A 14140-nucleotide genomic window follows, 5' to 3' on the forward strand; every position below is an offset into this window, starting at 1 on the left:
GAAAGCAGCGAGGAAGTGGAAGCAGCGAGAAGGGCGGCGAATACTGCGGTGTAGGTCTTCATTGGTCAGTCCTCCGTGTTGAAGATGGGATCATGTATACTCAACGCTGACTGACGGATGCCTGACCGGCACCTGACGGGAAACTGACAGGGGAAGAAAAGTGGAAGAAGGAAAGGTCGGCACCACGATGGCGCAGGTGTGACGGCGGCACTTCTGCGACGGGCCGGCGTCGCGGTCTTTTCCGACCGCGAGATCGATGCGCGCGTGGCACGCATCGCCGAAGGCACTTGATCGCCCGTCGGCGGCCATATCAAGGAGATGCCAGACATGCGAAGGGCGGCGTTGCCGCCGCCCTGATCAGCTCCGGGGGTGTCCGGATCAATCGTCGTTGTCGCCGCCACCGTTGTGGTCGCTGCCCCCGTCATGGCCGCTGTCGTTGCCGCTGTCGTGGCCGGCACCGTTGTCGTTCTCGCCGCGGCCGTTGTCGTCATTGCCGTTGCGTTCGTTGCGCTCGCGGTTACGGTCGGTGTCGCCGGCCGTGCCGTTGTCGTCGTTCGACTGGTCGCCCCGTGCGGACGAGGAAGAATCGTGGCCGAGGCACTGGGCGACGGTGGAGCACTTTTCGGTGGCCATGGCCGGGGCGGAAAGCAACGAGGAAGTGGAAGCGGCGAGAAGGGCGGCGAATACTGCGGTGTAGGTCTTCATTGGTCAGTCCTCCGTGTTGAAGATGGGATTATGTATATTCAACACTGGCTGACGGATGCCTGACCGGTACCTGACGGGAAACTGACGGGGACAAGAAAAGCGTCCCGCAACGAAAAAGCCGCCGGATCGCTCCGGCGGCTTTCGGTAGGTGCTCCGCCTGCTACGCGGCTATTGCAGCGAATAGCGGAAGCCGAGCTTGATGTCGTGGGACGTGATGTCCTTGAAGTGCATCGGCTCGTTGACCACCGAGCCGTCATAGGCCTTGAGATCGCCGGTCTTGGCGTCTCCGAGGTTCATGTAGGAATAGCCGAGATCGAGGGTCATGCGATCGGTGACCTGATAGGCGAGCCCCGCGTGGAGCGCCCAGGCGAAGTTCCAGGTCGAGGCCGTATCACCGTAGGAGACGCCCGCCGTCGGAACGTTGACGTCCTGGAAGTGGGAGATCGTGTTCCGCGACGCGCCGATACCGGCGCCGACATAGGGTGTGATGCCGTACCAGTGGCCGATGTCGACATAGGCGTTCGCCATCAGCAGCCATTCCGATTTCGTGCCGGCATAGTCGTTGGTCGCGTCCCATACGGTGCCCCCCGCGCCCGTGTGGCCGTAGCGGTCGAGCGCCGAGAAGCTCGCGTCCCCGCGATATTCGACGAAGGCGTCGGCGCGCAGCCAGTCGTTGAACTGGTAGCCGACGCCGATGCCGGCGAGCGGCGCGCTGTCGAAGCCGCCTTCGTCAAGAAACTCGTGAAACTCCACGTCGTTGAAGAGCGTGTGCTGCAGGCTGCCGAGCTGCTGGTTGCTCATGCCGAGGTGGCCGCGCAGGTAGAAGCCGCCGAATGCGGGCGCGACCGGATCCGGGCCGGGGTCGACATAAAGGTCAGCAGCAAAAGCCGACGTACTTGCGAAGAGCATTGCTGCAAATGCTATGGGCAATCTGGTCATCTGTTGTTACTCCGCGCACCTTCTTTGGCCGTAGGGATCGGCGCTGCGTGCTTGTATGGACCGGATGATCGCAAATCGGAGTTAACACGACATTAAGCGTACTCGTTAACTCTAGTACTTAACCATACTTTTTAGGAGTTTTTACTGTGGACGACCCTGCCGGGTGTGACGGCCCGCACTATCGGCAAAGAAAATGCCGGCCCGAGGCCGGCACTATAGTGTTGCTCTGGATTTGCCGCGGTAGAGGTCAGCCGGCGCGGCGCATCGCGTCGTGTCCGTATCGGTCGTCGGCTGGCCGCCCGGACTGGGCGAGCTGGAACTGGCCGAGCCGCTGGTCCATCTCCACCGCCTCGGAGGCGAGGCGATGGATGGCGGCGGTCGTTTCCTCAACCATGGCTGCATTCTGCTGCGTCATGATGTCGATCTGACCGACGGAGCTGTTGATCTCGACCAGCGTCTGCGCTTCCTCGCGGGTCGATTCCATGATCTCGCCGATCTGCCCGTTGATCGCGACGACGTGGGCACCGATACCCTCCAGTGCCGAGCCGGCCTTTTCCACGAGCGAGACACCGTTCGCCACCTCGCTCGTCGATTTCGCAAGCAGGCTCGCGATCTCCTTGGCGGCGGCGGCCGAACGCTGGGCGAGCTCACGCACTTCCTGGGCGACGACTGCGAAGCCCTTGCCGCTTTCGCCGGCACGCGCCGCCTCGACGCCTGCATTGAGCGCCAGAAGGTTGGTCTGGAAAGCGATCTCGTCGATGACGCCGATGATCTGGTTGATCTGTTGCGAGGACGTCTGGATCGCCTCCATCGCCGCGATCGTGTCGCGCATGATGTGGCCGGAATGCTCGGTGTCGTTCTTGGCGTTGCGGGCGAGCCGCTCGGCGTCCTCGGCGCGGGCGATCTGCGTCTTCACGGCGTCGGTGATCGCCTTGATCGCGCTTGCCGTCTCGGTGATCGCAGCCGCCTGACGCTCGGTGCGGGCGGCGAGCTGATCGGCGCCGGCACGCATTTCTTCGGAACCCTCGCGGACGGCGACGGAGTTTCCGCCGATGCCCGAGAGCGTCTGGCTCAAGGTCGACAGCGCCTTGTTGAAGTTGTGGCGCAGGCCTTCGAGGTCCTGCGGGAATGCCTGGGAGATCTGGAAGGCAAGATCGCCGCTGGCAAGCCGGTCGAGGCCCTCGTCCAGCGCTTCCACAACCGCCTGCAGCGTGCGGGCCTCGGCTTCGCGCTCGGCAAAGCGCTGGCGGCGCTCGGCTTCGGACTTTTCGCGGTTTTCCTCGCTCACGGCCTCCAGCCGATGCTGTTCGATGAGTGCCGTGCGGAAGCGTTCGAGCGCACGCGCCATGGTTCCGATCTCGTCCTTGCGCTCCTGGTTACCGACCACGTCATCGAGCTTGCCATTCGCAACATCGCCGGTCACGGTTGCAAGCTTGGCGAGCGGCGCGAACAGGCGGCGGGTGAGAACGCCGGTTGCGACCGCCATGACGGCGAGTGCGGCAACGGCGATCGCCGTCAGGATGCCGGCAATCTCGAGGGAGCCGGCATTGAGTTCGGAAAGACCGATGCTCTCGACCACCAGGAAACCGTGTTCTCCGAAGGAGATCGGTCGGGCATAGGCACGGGCGGTATCCCCGTCGCGGTCGAAATCGGCGATGACGGTGTCGGTGGCAGCCATGGCATCGGCGGTGAAACCGAAGGGAGCGGCGGAGATGTCGGCAAGATGACCGTCCTGCGAAAGCGCGATGCCGGTTCCGTCGGAGGAAAGGATCGCCGAACGCTCCCCGCTCTCGGCGCTGATGCCCTTGGAGAGGATGCCGGCGACGGCGCTTTCCTTGAGCTGGAAGAGGATCGCGCCCTTGAAGGCACCGAACTTGACGACCGGCACTGCGAAATAGATGTCCGGCGAGGACGGATCAGCACCGACGACAAGCCCGGAGAAGCGCGTAGGAGCTGCATCCTCCGTCGCGCCGGCTGCGGCTTCCGCGCCGGCGGCAAAGGCGCGGCCGATGCCGGACGCCTGGAAGTCGCCGGTCGTCACGTTTTCGGCAAACGAGCGGTCCTTCTTGTAGGAATAGACGATGTTGCCGGTCTGGTCGGCGATCAGCAGGTCACGGAACTGTGTGTCTGCGAGCAAGCCGGCGACCTCGGCCTGGGTCTTTTCATGCGCCCCGTAGTAGAAGCCACTCGGACCCTCGGGCTTCAGGAGCTTCTCGCGCTCGTTCGCGGGGTTCGGGTTCTTGTCGACGAAGACCGAGCGCAGTTCCGCATGGGCATCGCCCGAGTTTTTCACGATCGTGTTCCAGCCGCTCTTCAGCGAGGTCACCGCCTGCTGCAGGCTTTCGATCTTGGCGATCGAGGTCGCCTGGTTCTCCATCTGCGTGAGCTGTTCCTTCAGCATGTCGCCGCGGAAGGTGAGCGTGCTCTCCATCGCATGATAGGTCTGGCGACCGAAAATGCTGCTCGACGTGTAATAGGCAAGAACGTTCAGCACGCCGACCGACGCCGCCGTGAGCAGAAGAAAGATACCAATGACTTTCGAGGACAGTGAATTGAACCGGTAATGCATAACTCTATCCAGCCTTCCCGCTTCGCGCCTTTGCGGCACGGTTCCCCTTGATACGGCCCGTCGACGCGCGGATGAGCGCGGTGCCAGACGGACCGTGATGCTCTACCCTTGGGAAGGTTTATTTAAACACCGGTTAATTTGAGGGGCTACATCTCGCAAAAGCGCTGAAAAGCCGGTGAAAATACCCTTGGTGACGATAAATCGTGCGCGCCGCCAGTCGTCACTGGACCGGCCTCATCACCCCTGAGAAGCCACTGAAAAGCTCGATCGACCGGAGCCGCGCCTCGACATCGTGGACCGGCGTCGAGATGATGAGTTCGTCGGCGCCCGTCTCGTCGAGGAAACGGGAGAGCTTCTCTTCGGCGGTCGAGGCCGCGCCGACCACTGCATAGCGAAGGGTGTGCTCGACGCCCATCCGCTCGACGTCGGACCAGAGCCCGTTCATCGTCTCGACCGGACGGGGGAACGGCCGGCGGACGTTGCGCCTCAGATTGACGAACTGCTGTTGCGCCGACGTGAAGAGATGCCGCGCCTCGGCGTCGGTATCGGCCGCGACCGCTATGACGCCGACCATCACATGGGGCTGCTGCAACTGCTCCGACGGTTCGAAGCGCTCGCGGTAGATTGCGATCGCTTCCATCAGCTGGTCCGGCGCGAAATGCGAGGCGAAGGCGTAAGGCAGGCCGAGCGCGGCGGCGAGATGGGCGCTGTAAAGGCTGGAGCCGAGAAGCCAGAGGGGCACATTGCTGTTGTTGCCGGGCACCGCGATCACTGCCTGCTCCTCCTGCCGGGGGCCCAGCAGCCGCTGCAGGTCGATGATGTCGCGCGGAAAGCTGTCGGCGGAGGCTTCGAGGTTGCGGCGCAGGGCGCGCGCCGTGCGCATGTCGGTGCCCGGCGCCCGGCCGAGGCCGAGGTCGACGCGGCCGGGAAAGAGCGCCTCCAGCGTACCGAACTGCTCGGCGATCACGAGCGGCGAGTGATTGGGCAGCATGACACCGCCGGACCCGATGCGGATGCGCGAGGTCGCCGCCCCGACATGCGCAATGACGATCGACGTGGCGGCGCTCGCGATCCCCGGCATGCCGTGATGTTCCGCGAGCCAGAAGCGGTTGTAGCCTGAGGCCTCGGCCGTCTGCGCCATCCGCCGTGACGCGTCCAACGCCTCGCCGACGGTGTGTCCCTCGGCGATCGGTGAAAGGTCGAGGATCGAAAAAGGTATCATCGGCAGCCCCTGCGTCTCGTTCTCTCGTGGTCGGAAAACTCTATTTAGAAAGCCGGAGTGTGATTGCCAGTCTGGTGTCGCCCCGACGCCGATCACGATCCCTTGTTGTTGAATGTTTTTGTTTTGTTCACATTTTGCTGGCAAACCCTCCGGGAGACGGAATAGGGTGAACCATGCAAAGTGCGATTCGCATCATCGGTATCGATCCGGGCCTCAGGCGCACCGGCTGGGGCGTCATCGAGACGCTCGGCAACAGCCTGCGTTTCGTCGCCTCCGGCACCGTGACCTCGGACGGAGACATGGATCTCGCCTCGCGCCTCTGCCAGCTGCATGACGGACTTGCCGAGATCGTCCATTCCTACAAGCCCGACGAGGCGGCGGTCGAACAGACCTTCGTGAACAAGGACGCGGTCGCGACGCTGAAGCTCGGCCAGGCGCGCGGCGTTGCCATGCTGGTTCCGGCCCGCGCCGGCCTGCCGGTATCCGAGTATGCACCCAACGCGGTGAAGAAGTCAGTGATCGGCGTCGGCCACGGCGAAAAGCAGCAGATCCACATGATGCTGAAGATCCTGATGCCGAAGGCCGAGTTCAAGGGCAACGACGCCGCCGACGCGCTGGCGATCGCCATCTGCCACGCCCACAATCGCGGCGGCGAGCGGATGCGCAGGGTTCTCGCCACCGGTTGACAATTCGCCCCCACCACCCGACGGACCACACTTCATGATCGGCAAGCTCAAAGGCACCATCGAGGAAATCGGCAGCGACTACGCCCTGATCGACGTCCACGGCGTCTGCTACATCGCCCACTGCTCCTCGCGCACGCTCTCGAAGCTCGGTTCAGCCGGCGAGGCGGCCGTGCTCTTCATCGAGACCTATGTCCGGGAGGACCAGCTGAAGCTCTTCGGCTTCCTGACCGCACTGGAACGGGAATGGTTCAACCTGCTGCAGAGCGTGCAGGGCGTGGGCACCAAGGTCGCGCTCGCCGTCCTCTCCACCCTCACCCCGTCCGAACTCGCCAACGCGATCGCGTTGCAGGACAAGACGTCGATTTCGCGTGCGCCGGGCGTCGGGCCGAAGGTCGCGGTGCGCATCGTCACCGAGCTCAAGAACAAGGCACCCGCCTTCGCCGGCGACGCGGCCGGCACGATCGGCCTGAAGCAGGAGCTCGGCGAAGGCGTCGCCCCTGCCCCGGTCTCCGACGCCGTCTCGGCGCTCACCAATCTCGGCTATTCGCGCGAACAAGCCGCAAATGCCGTGGCAGCGGCGCTCAAGAATGCCGGCGAAGGCGCCGACAGCGCCAAGCTCATCCGGCTGGGGCTGAAGGAGCTGTCGCGGTGAGAATTTGATACCCGGCATCTTACTGGTACTATTGCCGCAAGAACACCGAGCCGGAGGGCGAGAGATGGGCGCATTGACGACGATGACCTCGAAAGGACAGCTCACGATCCCGAAGGACGTGCGCGACCAGTTGAACCTCGCTCCGGGCACCCGCTTCTACGTGACGGTGCGTAACGGGCAGGTGGTGGCCACCCCGAAGAACAAGAAACTGGCCGATCTCGCGGGCGTTCTGGGCAAGCCTCCATTTGGTGCGGGCATGACCGCCGAGGATATGGACGAGGCGATCATGGATGCCGCCGCCGAGGATGACGCGCGGATCACGCGGGAATGGCACGAAGGCCGGAAATGATCGGCGTCGATACGAATATCCTGTTGCGCCTGGTCGTCATCGACGATCCGGAGCAGAACGAGAGGGCTCGTCGTTTCCTCTCCGAGCGCTCGGCCGGGGACCCTGCCTATATCAGCGGCATTGTCCTGGCCGAACTGGTATGGGTCCTGCGCAGAAGGCTGGGCTATCAGCAGCCGCAGATCGCCGAGCTGCTGCTGTCTCTCCTTGCGTCGGAGGACGTTGTGATGGAAAACGCCGAGGAACTCGGCCTGCTGCTTTCGGAGGAAAATCCGCCGGTGGACACGCTCGCCGACAACCTGGTCGCTTGGGCCGCAATGAGGGCCGGCTGCAGCAAAGTCGTCACCTTCGACCGAAAGGCCGCAAAGATAATACCCGGCATGGAACTTCTCGCATGAGCACCCCGAATCCCATCCTCTCCCCCGACAAGCGCGGCGAGGACATCGACGCCACCCTGCGCCCGCAGTCACTCGACGAGTTCACCGGCCAGGCCGAGGCGCGGGCGAACCTGAAGATCTTCATCGAGGCGGCGAAGGGACGCGGCGAGGCGCTCGACCACGTGCTGTTCGTCGGTCCGCCCGGCCTCGGCAAGACGACGCTCGCCCAGATCATGGCGAAGGAGCTCGGCGTCAATTTCCGCTCGACCTCCGGTCCGGTCATCGCCAAGGCGGGCGATCTCGCCGCCCTGCTCACCAATCTCGAGGAGCGCGACGTCCTCTTCATCGACGAAATCCACCGCCTCAACCCGGCGGTCGAGGAAATCCTCTATCCGGCGATGGAGGATTTCCAGCTCGACCTCATCATCGGCGAGGGCCCGGCCGCCCGCTCGGTCAAGATCGACCTTTCGAAATTCACTCTCGTCGCAGCCACCACCCGTCTCGGCCTGCTGACGACGCCGCTGCGCGACCGCTTCGGCATTCCGGTGCGGCTCTCCTTCTACACGGTCGAGGAACTCGAAAGCATCGTCCGGCGCGGCGCCCGGCTGATGGGGCTCGGCATGACGGACGAAGGCGCCCGCGAGATCGCCCGTCGCGCCCGCGGCACGCCGCGCATCGCCGGCCGGCTGCTCCGCCGCGTGCGCGACTTTGCCGAAGTGGCCCGCGCCGACGCCGTCACCCGCGAGATCGCCGACGAGGCGCTGACCCGGCTTCTGGTCGACAATATGGGCCTCGACCAGCTCGACAAACGCTATCTCAACATGATCGCGGTGAATTTCGGCGGCGGCCCGGTCGGCATCGAGACGATCGCCGCGGGCTTGTCCGAACCGCGCGACGCAATCGAGGACATCATCGAGCCCTACATGATCCAGCAGGGCTTCATCCAGCGCACGCCGCGCGGGCGCGTGCTGACGGCAACGGCGTGGAAGCACCTCGGCATGCAGCCACCGAAGGACCTCGAGGCCGCGCAGTTCCGGCTGACGCTGGAGGACGAATAGTCCGATCACAGACGAAGGGAGTGCAGCGATGGACGACCTGACCGACCCCACCCGCGTCTTCCGCAAGCTCGCGCGCAACAATGCGCTCGCCAACTGGCGGCTGCATACGGCCTGCGCGCGCCTGCAGCCGGGCGAGCTGGAAGCGGCGCGCACCAGCTTCTTTCCCTCGATCCTCAAGACCCTCAACCATATCCTCGTCGTCGACTGGTTCTACGTCGATGCGCTCGAAGGCGGGACGCTGGGGCCGAAGGCCTGGGAGGACGAGGAACCGTTCCACGACCTGTCGGCGCTGGTCGCCGCGCAGACGGCCGTCGACCGGCGGCTTCTCGATTTCTGCGACCGGCTGAAAGCTGGCGATCTCGCGCGGGTGGTCGCCGTTCATCGCGGTAACCGCGTGCAGCACGACCGCTGCGACGACATCCTGAGCCACCTCTTCCAGCACCAGACCCATCACCGCGGGCAGGTCCATGCCATGCTCGCCGGAACCACCGTGAAGCCGCCGCAGCTCGACGAGTTCATCGTCGGCGACGATGCGGCGGCACGGCGGGACGCCATGGCGGCCTTCGGCTGGACCGAAGCCGAGCTGATGCGCTGAGGGCGAAAAACCGCTCCGGACCTCAGCCGGCGTCCTGCCCGGCGAGGCTGCCGATCGTCGCCTCGAACAACGCCCGCCCGCCCGGCTGCCAGCCGAGCGCCCGGATGCGGTCCGTCGCCATCTCCCCGATCCCGGCATGATCGGCCGCCTCCGGCAATGGATGGGGACAGCCGACGAGCGCTCCGTAGAGCGAAATGAGGTCGCGGCGGTCGACGACGATGTCGGAGACGTTGAAGGACTGCGCCGCGACCTTCGAGGCGTCCGCCTGCAGCATGAGTGTCACCGCGCGGCCGACATCGCGGCCGTGCACCTCGGTGCCGGCGCGGGCGGCGACCGGCCGGCCGGCGCGATAGTCCGCGAAGAGGCCGTCCCACTTGTTCGGCCGGAGATCGCCGTAGACGCCGGTGAGCCGCAAACTCGTGCCTGCAAATCCCGGCGCGGAAAGGTCGGACAAGGCCCGCTCGGCGGTCAGCTTGACCTCGCCGTAGAGGCTTTCGGGCGCGAGCACCATATCCTCCCGGAACGGCGCAGGCTGGCGGCAGCCGTCATAGACCGCACGGCTCGACAGGAAGACGCAGCGCCGCAGCCCGGCCGTCTTCGCCGCCTCGAAGAGCGCCACCGTGCCGTCGAGATTGCGCCGCCGGAAGCCGGCCGGGTCGCTCCCCTCGCCGCCGCGATACTTTCCGGGCAGGTGGTCGAAGGCGGCGTGGACGAAATGGTAGACGTCGTCGAAGGCGGTCGCGTGATCCTCCTGCGGATCGAGGGAGAGCGGCCGGAACCCGACCGGACGGGAGAAATGACCCGGCGGCGGCGCCTGGCGGCCGGCGACGACGACCACGTATCCGGCAGCAAGAAGTTCCTCGACGACATAGCGCCCGACGAGGCCGGTTGCGCCGGACACCAGAACCTTCATGCGACCTCCGCCCGCGCGGGATCGGGAAGGGCCGCAAGGTCGGGGATGCCATCGCCGGTGCGATAGGCGTGCCAGAGATCGATCAGCGGCCGGAGCGCGGCGCTCTTCGGATGATCGGCCTCCCACGGCTTCTCATACTGATAGTGGAGGACGGAGATCGCCTTCCAGTCCCACAGCTCCGGCAGGTTGAACCAGACGTATTGCAGCATGTTCATGAAGACCGGCAGGCCGTGCCAGTCCGGAAAGAACGCTTCGAGGAAGGTCTGGTCCGTCCGCCGCCAGAAGACGTTCGGCTGGTCGAGCCTGCGCAGCATGGCCTCAAAGGTCAGCAGCGACGGCCGGGCGACGAAGACGCCGGAATTCAGCCGGTGGAAGTCCGCAAGGCTCTCGTAGACGTTCGGCGCTGCGGAGAATTCAGGGTATTCGAACATCCGGTCGATGTTCTTGAGGACGATGGCGTCGGCATCGATGAAGATGCAGGCGCGGTAGTCGATGAGCTGCCAGAGCCGGAGCTTGCAGAAATTGTCGAGCGGTGTGTGGAAGGACGGCTTGCGCCCCTTGGTAAAGGGCGCATCCGCATGCAGCCGCCCGCGGGCATGCCGCTCGTTGAAGGCATCGGAGAGCGGCAGGTGCTCGACCTCGACCAGCCGGCAGTCGAGCGCCTCCAGCGACGCAAGATCGGCCGCCCCGACGGCTTCGGTGTGGAGAACGACGATGTCGGCGCGGCTGCCGGAGAGGCGGATCGAGCGGGCGAGCGCCACAGCCCCCATGGCATAGTCGGCATTGGTCACCAGCGTGACATAGGCTTCCCGCGAGCGGGCCGCCGTTGCGGAGCGGATGCCCCGCAGGGTTTCGCTGCCCATCATCATGAGACGGACTTCAGCTTCTTGCCTTCGGGATCGCGGTTGATCGTCTTGGCGATGTCCTTCGTCCAGGCCGAGACGGCCGGCACGCGCGAACGGTCGACGCGGTAGGCGAACTTCTTCGCCACCTCGACAATCTCGTCGAGCAACCCGCCCTCAAGCGTCGTCGGTTCGAGCCCGAGGCCGAGGAACTTGTCGTTCTTGACGATCAGGTCGTTCTCCGGCGCCTCCTTGCGCGGATTGGGAAGCCAGGCGATCTCCGAACCGGTCATGCCGGCGATCATCTCGGCGAGGTCGCGCACCCGGTGCGTCTCGGTCATCTGGTTGAAGATTTCGACCCGAGATCCGCGCGCCGGCGGATTGTTGAGGGCGATCTCGATGCAGCGAACCGAATCCTGGATGTGAATGAAGGCGCGCGTCTGCCCGCCGGTGCCGTGCACCGTCAGCGGATAGCCGATCGCCGCCTGTATCAGGAAGCGGTTGAGCACCGTGCCGTAGTCGCCGTCATAATCGAAACGGTTGACGAGCTGCGGATGGCGCCGCGTCTGCTCGGTGTGCGTGCCCCAGACGATCCCCTGGTGAAGATCGGTGATCCTGAGCGCGTCGTTCTTCGCGTAGAACTGGAAGAGAAGCTGATCCAGGCACTTGGTCATGTGGTAGATCGAGCCGGGATTGGCGGGATAGAGGATCTCCTGGGCGACCGTCTCGCCGGAGGTCGTCTCCACCCCGACCGGGAGATAGCCCTCGGGGATCGCCGCGCCCACGGTCGAATAGCCGTAGACCCCCATGGTACCGAGATGCACGAGATGAGCGTCGAGGTTGAGCTCGACCAGCGCATTCAGCAGATTGTGAGTCGCGTTGATGTTGTTGTTGACGGTGTAGTTCTTGTGGCGGTCGCTCTTCATGGAGTAAGGCGCTGCCCGCTGTTCGGCGAAATGGATGATCGCATCCGGCCGGTATTCGGCGAGCCAGTTCTTCAGGAGCTCGTAGTCGCGGGCGAGATCGATGAGGTGGAAATGGATGCGACGCCCGGTTTCCGCATGCCAGACACGGGTGCGCTCCTGGATGGAATCCATCGGCGTCAGCGACTGGACGCCGAGTTCGGTATCGATCCAGCGGCGGGAGAGATTGTCGAGAATGTGGATGTCGTGGCCGGCATCGGAAAGATGCAAGGACGTCGGCCAGCCGACAAAACCATCACCGCCCATAACTGCTATTCGCATGGTATCGACTCCTGTGCCCGTTGAGCTCGATTTCTGATAATGCCCATTTGTGACAGAACTACAATGCCGGCGATCGGGCTCCACAAAACCCCAGACTATTGAGAGTGCAAAGGGATAAAACGTTGACGAACAAAGCGATTTCCATATGCGGCGAGCTCGTCGAAACCGGCCATCGCCTGCTCCAGCGGGTCTATTACGAAGACACGGATTTCTCGGGGCTGATCTATCACGCCCGCTATCTGCACTTCCTGGAGCGCGGCCGCACCGACTATCTGCGCTGCCTCGGCGTCGAGCAGAGCGCCCTTCTGGGGATCGATGACGAGGGCCTCGTTTTCGTGGTTCACCGGATGGAGATCGACTTCAAGAGCCCGGCGCGCATGGACGACGTGCTGGAGATTTTGACGACGACGGTGAAGGCGGGCGGCGCCAAGATGGTGCTGGACCAGGAGATCCGCCGCGGCGAGCAGCTGCTGATCGCGGCGAAGGTGACGATTGCCGTCGTCAACCGGCTCGGGCGCCCGCGCCGCCTGCCGGAGACGCTCGCGACACAGTTTCTCACATCGAGCGCACAAGCGCCGCGCTAACGATGTTTTAACCATATCGATGCTTACTGGCAGCGTGCAGATTTGTGCGACGCACGCCTTCGTTTGACCAAAATTGAACGCAACAAGGCGTTCTGGGAGCTTGAAGCGGATGGCGACCGGACTCCTTGATAGGCAAGCAATCTTGAACCGCCCGGTCTCGTGCCGGGCGTTTGGATTTCGGGGATTACAAAGCGATGGAAGCAGTTGATTTGGCGGCAGCGACGCAGGACGTGAGCCTCTGGAGCCTGTTCATACAGGCGGGCTTCGTGGTGAAACTGGTCATGCTGGGGCTGCTCTCCGCCTCGGTCTGGACCTGGGCGATCGTCATCGACAAGACGATGAGCTACACGAGGGCACGGCGACAGTTCGACCAGTTCGAGCAGGTGTTCTGGTCGGGCCAGTCGCTCGAGGAACTCTACCGGACCCTCGCCGAGCGCAACAATACCGGCCTCGGCGCGATCTTCGTCGCCGCCATGCGGGAGTGGAAGAAGAGTTTCGAGCGCGGCGCCCGTTCGCCGATCGGCCTGCAGATGCGTATCGACCGCGCGATGGATGTGACGCTTGCGCGTGAATCCGAGCAGCTCGAAGCGCGCCTCGGTTCGCTCGCCACCATCGGCTCGGCCGCGCCCTTCGTCGGCCTCTTCGGAACCGTCGTCGGTATCATGACCTCGTTCCAGGCGATCGCCGGGTCGAAATCGACCAATCTCGCCGTCGTCGCCCCGGGTATCGCCGAAGCGCTGCTCGCGACCGCGATCGGCCTCGTCGCCGCTATTCCCGCGGTTATCGCCTACAACCGCTTCTCCGGCGACGCCGGCAAGCTGACGGCCCGCATGGAAGGTTTCGCCGACGAATTCTCGGCCATCCTCTCGCGCCAGATCGACGAGAAGCTGCAACCGCGTCAGGCCGCCCAGTAAGGGCGGCCGGTTACGGAGACTGACCGATGGCAATGTCTGTTGGATCGAATGGCGGTGGCGGCGGTCGCCGCGGCTCGCGTCGTGGCGGCGGCAAGAAGAAGCCGATGAGCGACATCAACGTGACGCCGCTCGTCGACGTCATGCTCGTGTTGCTGATCATCTTCATGGTGGCTGCGCCGATGATGACGGTCGGCGTGCCGATCGACCTGCCGGAAACCCAGGCGAAGGCGATGAACGCCGACACCCAGCCGATCACCATTTCGGTCAACCCGGCGGGCGAGGTCTACCTGCAGGAAACCCCGATCGCGATCGACGAGGTCGTCGCCAAGCTGCAGGCAATCGCCACCACCGGCTACAACGAACGCATCTACGTGCGCGGCGACACTGCCGCCGCCTACGGCACCGTGATGAAGGTGATGGCCCGCATTTCCGCGGCCGGTTACAAGAACATCGGCCTCGTGACGCTGCAAGAACAGGAAAAGTGATCGGACGCT

At 64.4% G+C, this 14140-nt stretch carries 16 protein-coding genes; 9 read left to right on the top strand and 7 right to left on the bottom strand.

Annotated features, from left to right (window positions below; translation table 11 throughout):
* Positions 1-378 precede the first annotated feature (378 nt).
* The 4 genes from DFR48_RS21790 to DFR48_RS15760 form a co-directional block, all read right to left on the bottom strand.
* Positions 379-705 carry a hypothetical protein gene (locus tag DFR48_RS21790; RefSeq protein ID WP_147273553.1) on the bottom strand — a complete coding sequence of 109 codons (327 nt, stop codon included), beginning with the start codon at positions 703-705 and terminating at the stop codon, positions 379-381.
* A gap of 168 nt (positions 706-873) precedes the next feature.
* On the bottom strand, positions 874-1644 hold the full coding sequence (locus tag DFR48_RS15750; protein ID WP_114364176.1) for an outer membrane protein: 771 nt from the start codon (positions 1642-1644) through the stop codon (positions 874-876).
* Positions 1645-1891: 247 nt separating this feature from the next.
* Positions 1892-4213, bottom strand: a complete 2322-nt coding sequence (locus DFR48_RS15755) for a methyl-accepting chemotaxis protein (protein ID WP_114364177.1) — start codon at positions 4211-4213, stop codon at positions 1892-1894.
* Between the two features lie 220 nt (positions 4214-4433).
* Positions 4434-5435, bottom strand: a complete 1002-nt coding sequence (locus DFR48_RS15760; RefSeq protein WP_114364178.1) for an LLM class flavin-dependent oxidoreductase — start codon at positions 5433-5435, stop codon at positions 4434-4436.
* Between the two features lie 173 nt (positions 5436-5608).
* On the opposite strand from DFR48_RS15760, the gene ruvC reads away from it, so the two are divergent.
* The 6 genes from ruvC to DFR48_RS15790 all read left to right on the top strand — a co-directional run bounded on the left by ruvC (position 5609) and on the right by DFR48_RS15790 (position 9149).
* Positions 5609-6121, top strand: coding sequence for a crossover junction endodeoxyribonuclease RuvC (gene ruvC, locus DFR48_RS15765; RefSeq protein ID WP_112689813.1), 513 nt, complete (start codon positions 5609-5611; stop codon positions 6119-6121).
* A gap of 34 nt (positions 6122-6155) precedes the next feature.
* Positions 6156-6773, top strand: a complete 618-nt coding sequence (ruvA, locus tag DFR48_RS15770) for a Holliday junction branch migration protein RuvA (RefSeq protein WP_114364179.1) — start codon at positions 6156-6158, stop codon at positions 6771-6773.
* A gap of 64 nt (positions 6774-6837) precedes the next feature.
* Positions 6838-7122, top strand: coding sequence for an AbrB/MazE/SpoVT family DNA-binding domain-containing protein (locus DFR48_RS15775; RefSeq protein ID WP_112689815.1), 285 nt, complete (start codon positions 6838-6840; stop codon positions 7120-7122).
* Entirely contained in the window at positions 7101-7517 is a 417-nt protein-coding gene (locus DFR48_RS15780) for a type II toxin-antitoxin system VapC family toxin (RefSeq protein WP_114364180.1), read from the top strand. The genes DFR48_RS15775 and DFR48_RS15780 overlap by 22 nt, the downstream gene beginning before the upstream one ends.
* Positions 7514-8554 carry a Holliday junction branch migration DNA helicase RuvB gene (gene ruvB, locus DFR48_RS15785; RefSeq protein WP_114364181.1) on the top strand — a complete coding sequence of 347 codons (1041 nt, stop codon included), beginning with the start codon at positions 7514-7516 and terminating at the stop codon, positions 8552-8554. Before DFR48_RS15780 ends, ruvB begins: the two co-directional genes overlap by 4 nt.
* 28 nt (positions 8555-8582) lie before the next feature.
* Entirely contained in the window at positions 8583-9149 is a 567-nt protein-coding gene (locus tag DFR48_RS15790; protein ID WP_114364182.1) for a DinB family protein, read from the top strand.
* 22 nt (positions 9150-9171) lie between these two features.
* Here the strand turns inward: DFR48_RS15790 and DFR48_RS15795 are convergent, their stop codons facing one another.
* From DFR48_RS15795 to DFR48_RS15805, 3 genes are read right to left on the bottom strand one after another with little or no spacing between them, the layout of a single operon-like run.
* Positions 9172-10062, bottom strand: a complete 891-nt coding sequence (locus DFR48_RS15795; protein WP_114364183.1) for an NAD-dependent epimerase/dehydratase family protein — start codon at positions 10060-10062, stop codon at positions 9172-9174.
* On the bottom strand, positions 10059-10928 hold the full coding sequence (locus DFR48_RS15800) for a glycosyltransferase (protein WP_245415637.1): 870 nt from the start codon (positions 10926-10928) through the stop codon (positions 10059-10061). Before DFR48_RS15800 ends, DFR48_RS15795 begins: the two co-directional genes overlap by 4 nt.
* Positions 10928-12148, bottom strand: coding sequence for an NAD-dependent epimerase/dehydratase family protein (locus DFR48_RS15805; RefSeq protein WP_114364185.1), 1221 nt, complete (start codon positions 12146-12148; stop codon positions 10928-10930). The genes DFR48_RS15800 and DFR48_RS15805 overlap by 1 nt, the downstream gene beginning before the upstream one ends.
* Before the next feature lie 122 nt (positions 12149-12270).
* Between DFR48_RS15805 and ybgC the strand changes: the two genes are divergently transcribed.
* The 3 genes from ybgC (at position 12271) to tolR (ending at position 14131) form a co-directional block, all read left to right on the top strand.
* On the top strand, positions 12271-12732 hold the full coding sequence (gene ybgC, locus DFR48_RS15810) for a tol-pal system-associated acyl-CoA thioesterase (RefSeq protein WP_114364186.1): 462 nt from the start codon (positions 12271-12273) through the stop codon (positions 12730-12732).
* 194 nt (positions 12733-12926) lie between these two features.
* Positions 12927-13646, top strand: coding sequence for a protein TolQ (tolQ, locus tag DFR48_RS15815; RefSeq protein ID WP_112689823.1), 720 nt, complete (start codon positions 12927-12929; stop codon positions 13644-13646).
* Between the two features lie 26 nt (positions 13647-13672).
* Positions 13673-14131: a protein TolR gene (gene tolR, locus DFR48_RS15820; RefSeq protein WP_114364187.1), complete on the top strand. Its 459-nt coding sequence runs from the start codon at positions 13673-13675 to the stop codon at positions 14129-14131.
* Positions 14132-14140 lie beyond the last annotated feature (9 nt).

Source organism: Ciceribacter lividus, assembly GCF_003337715.1.
Classification (GTDB): Bacteria; Pseudomonadota; Alphaproteobacteria; order Rhizobiales; family Rhizobiaceae; genus Allorhizobium; species Allorhizobium lividum.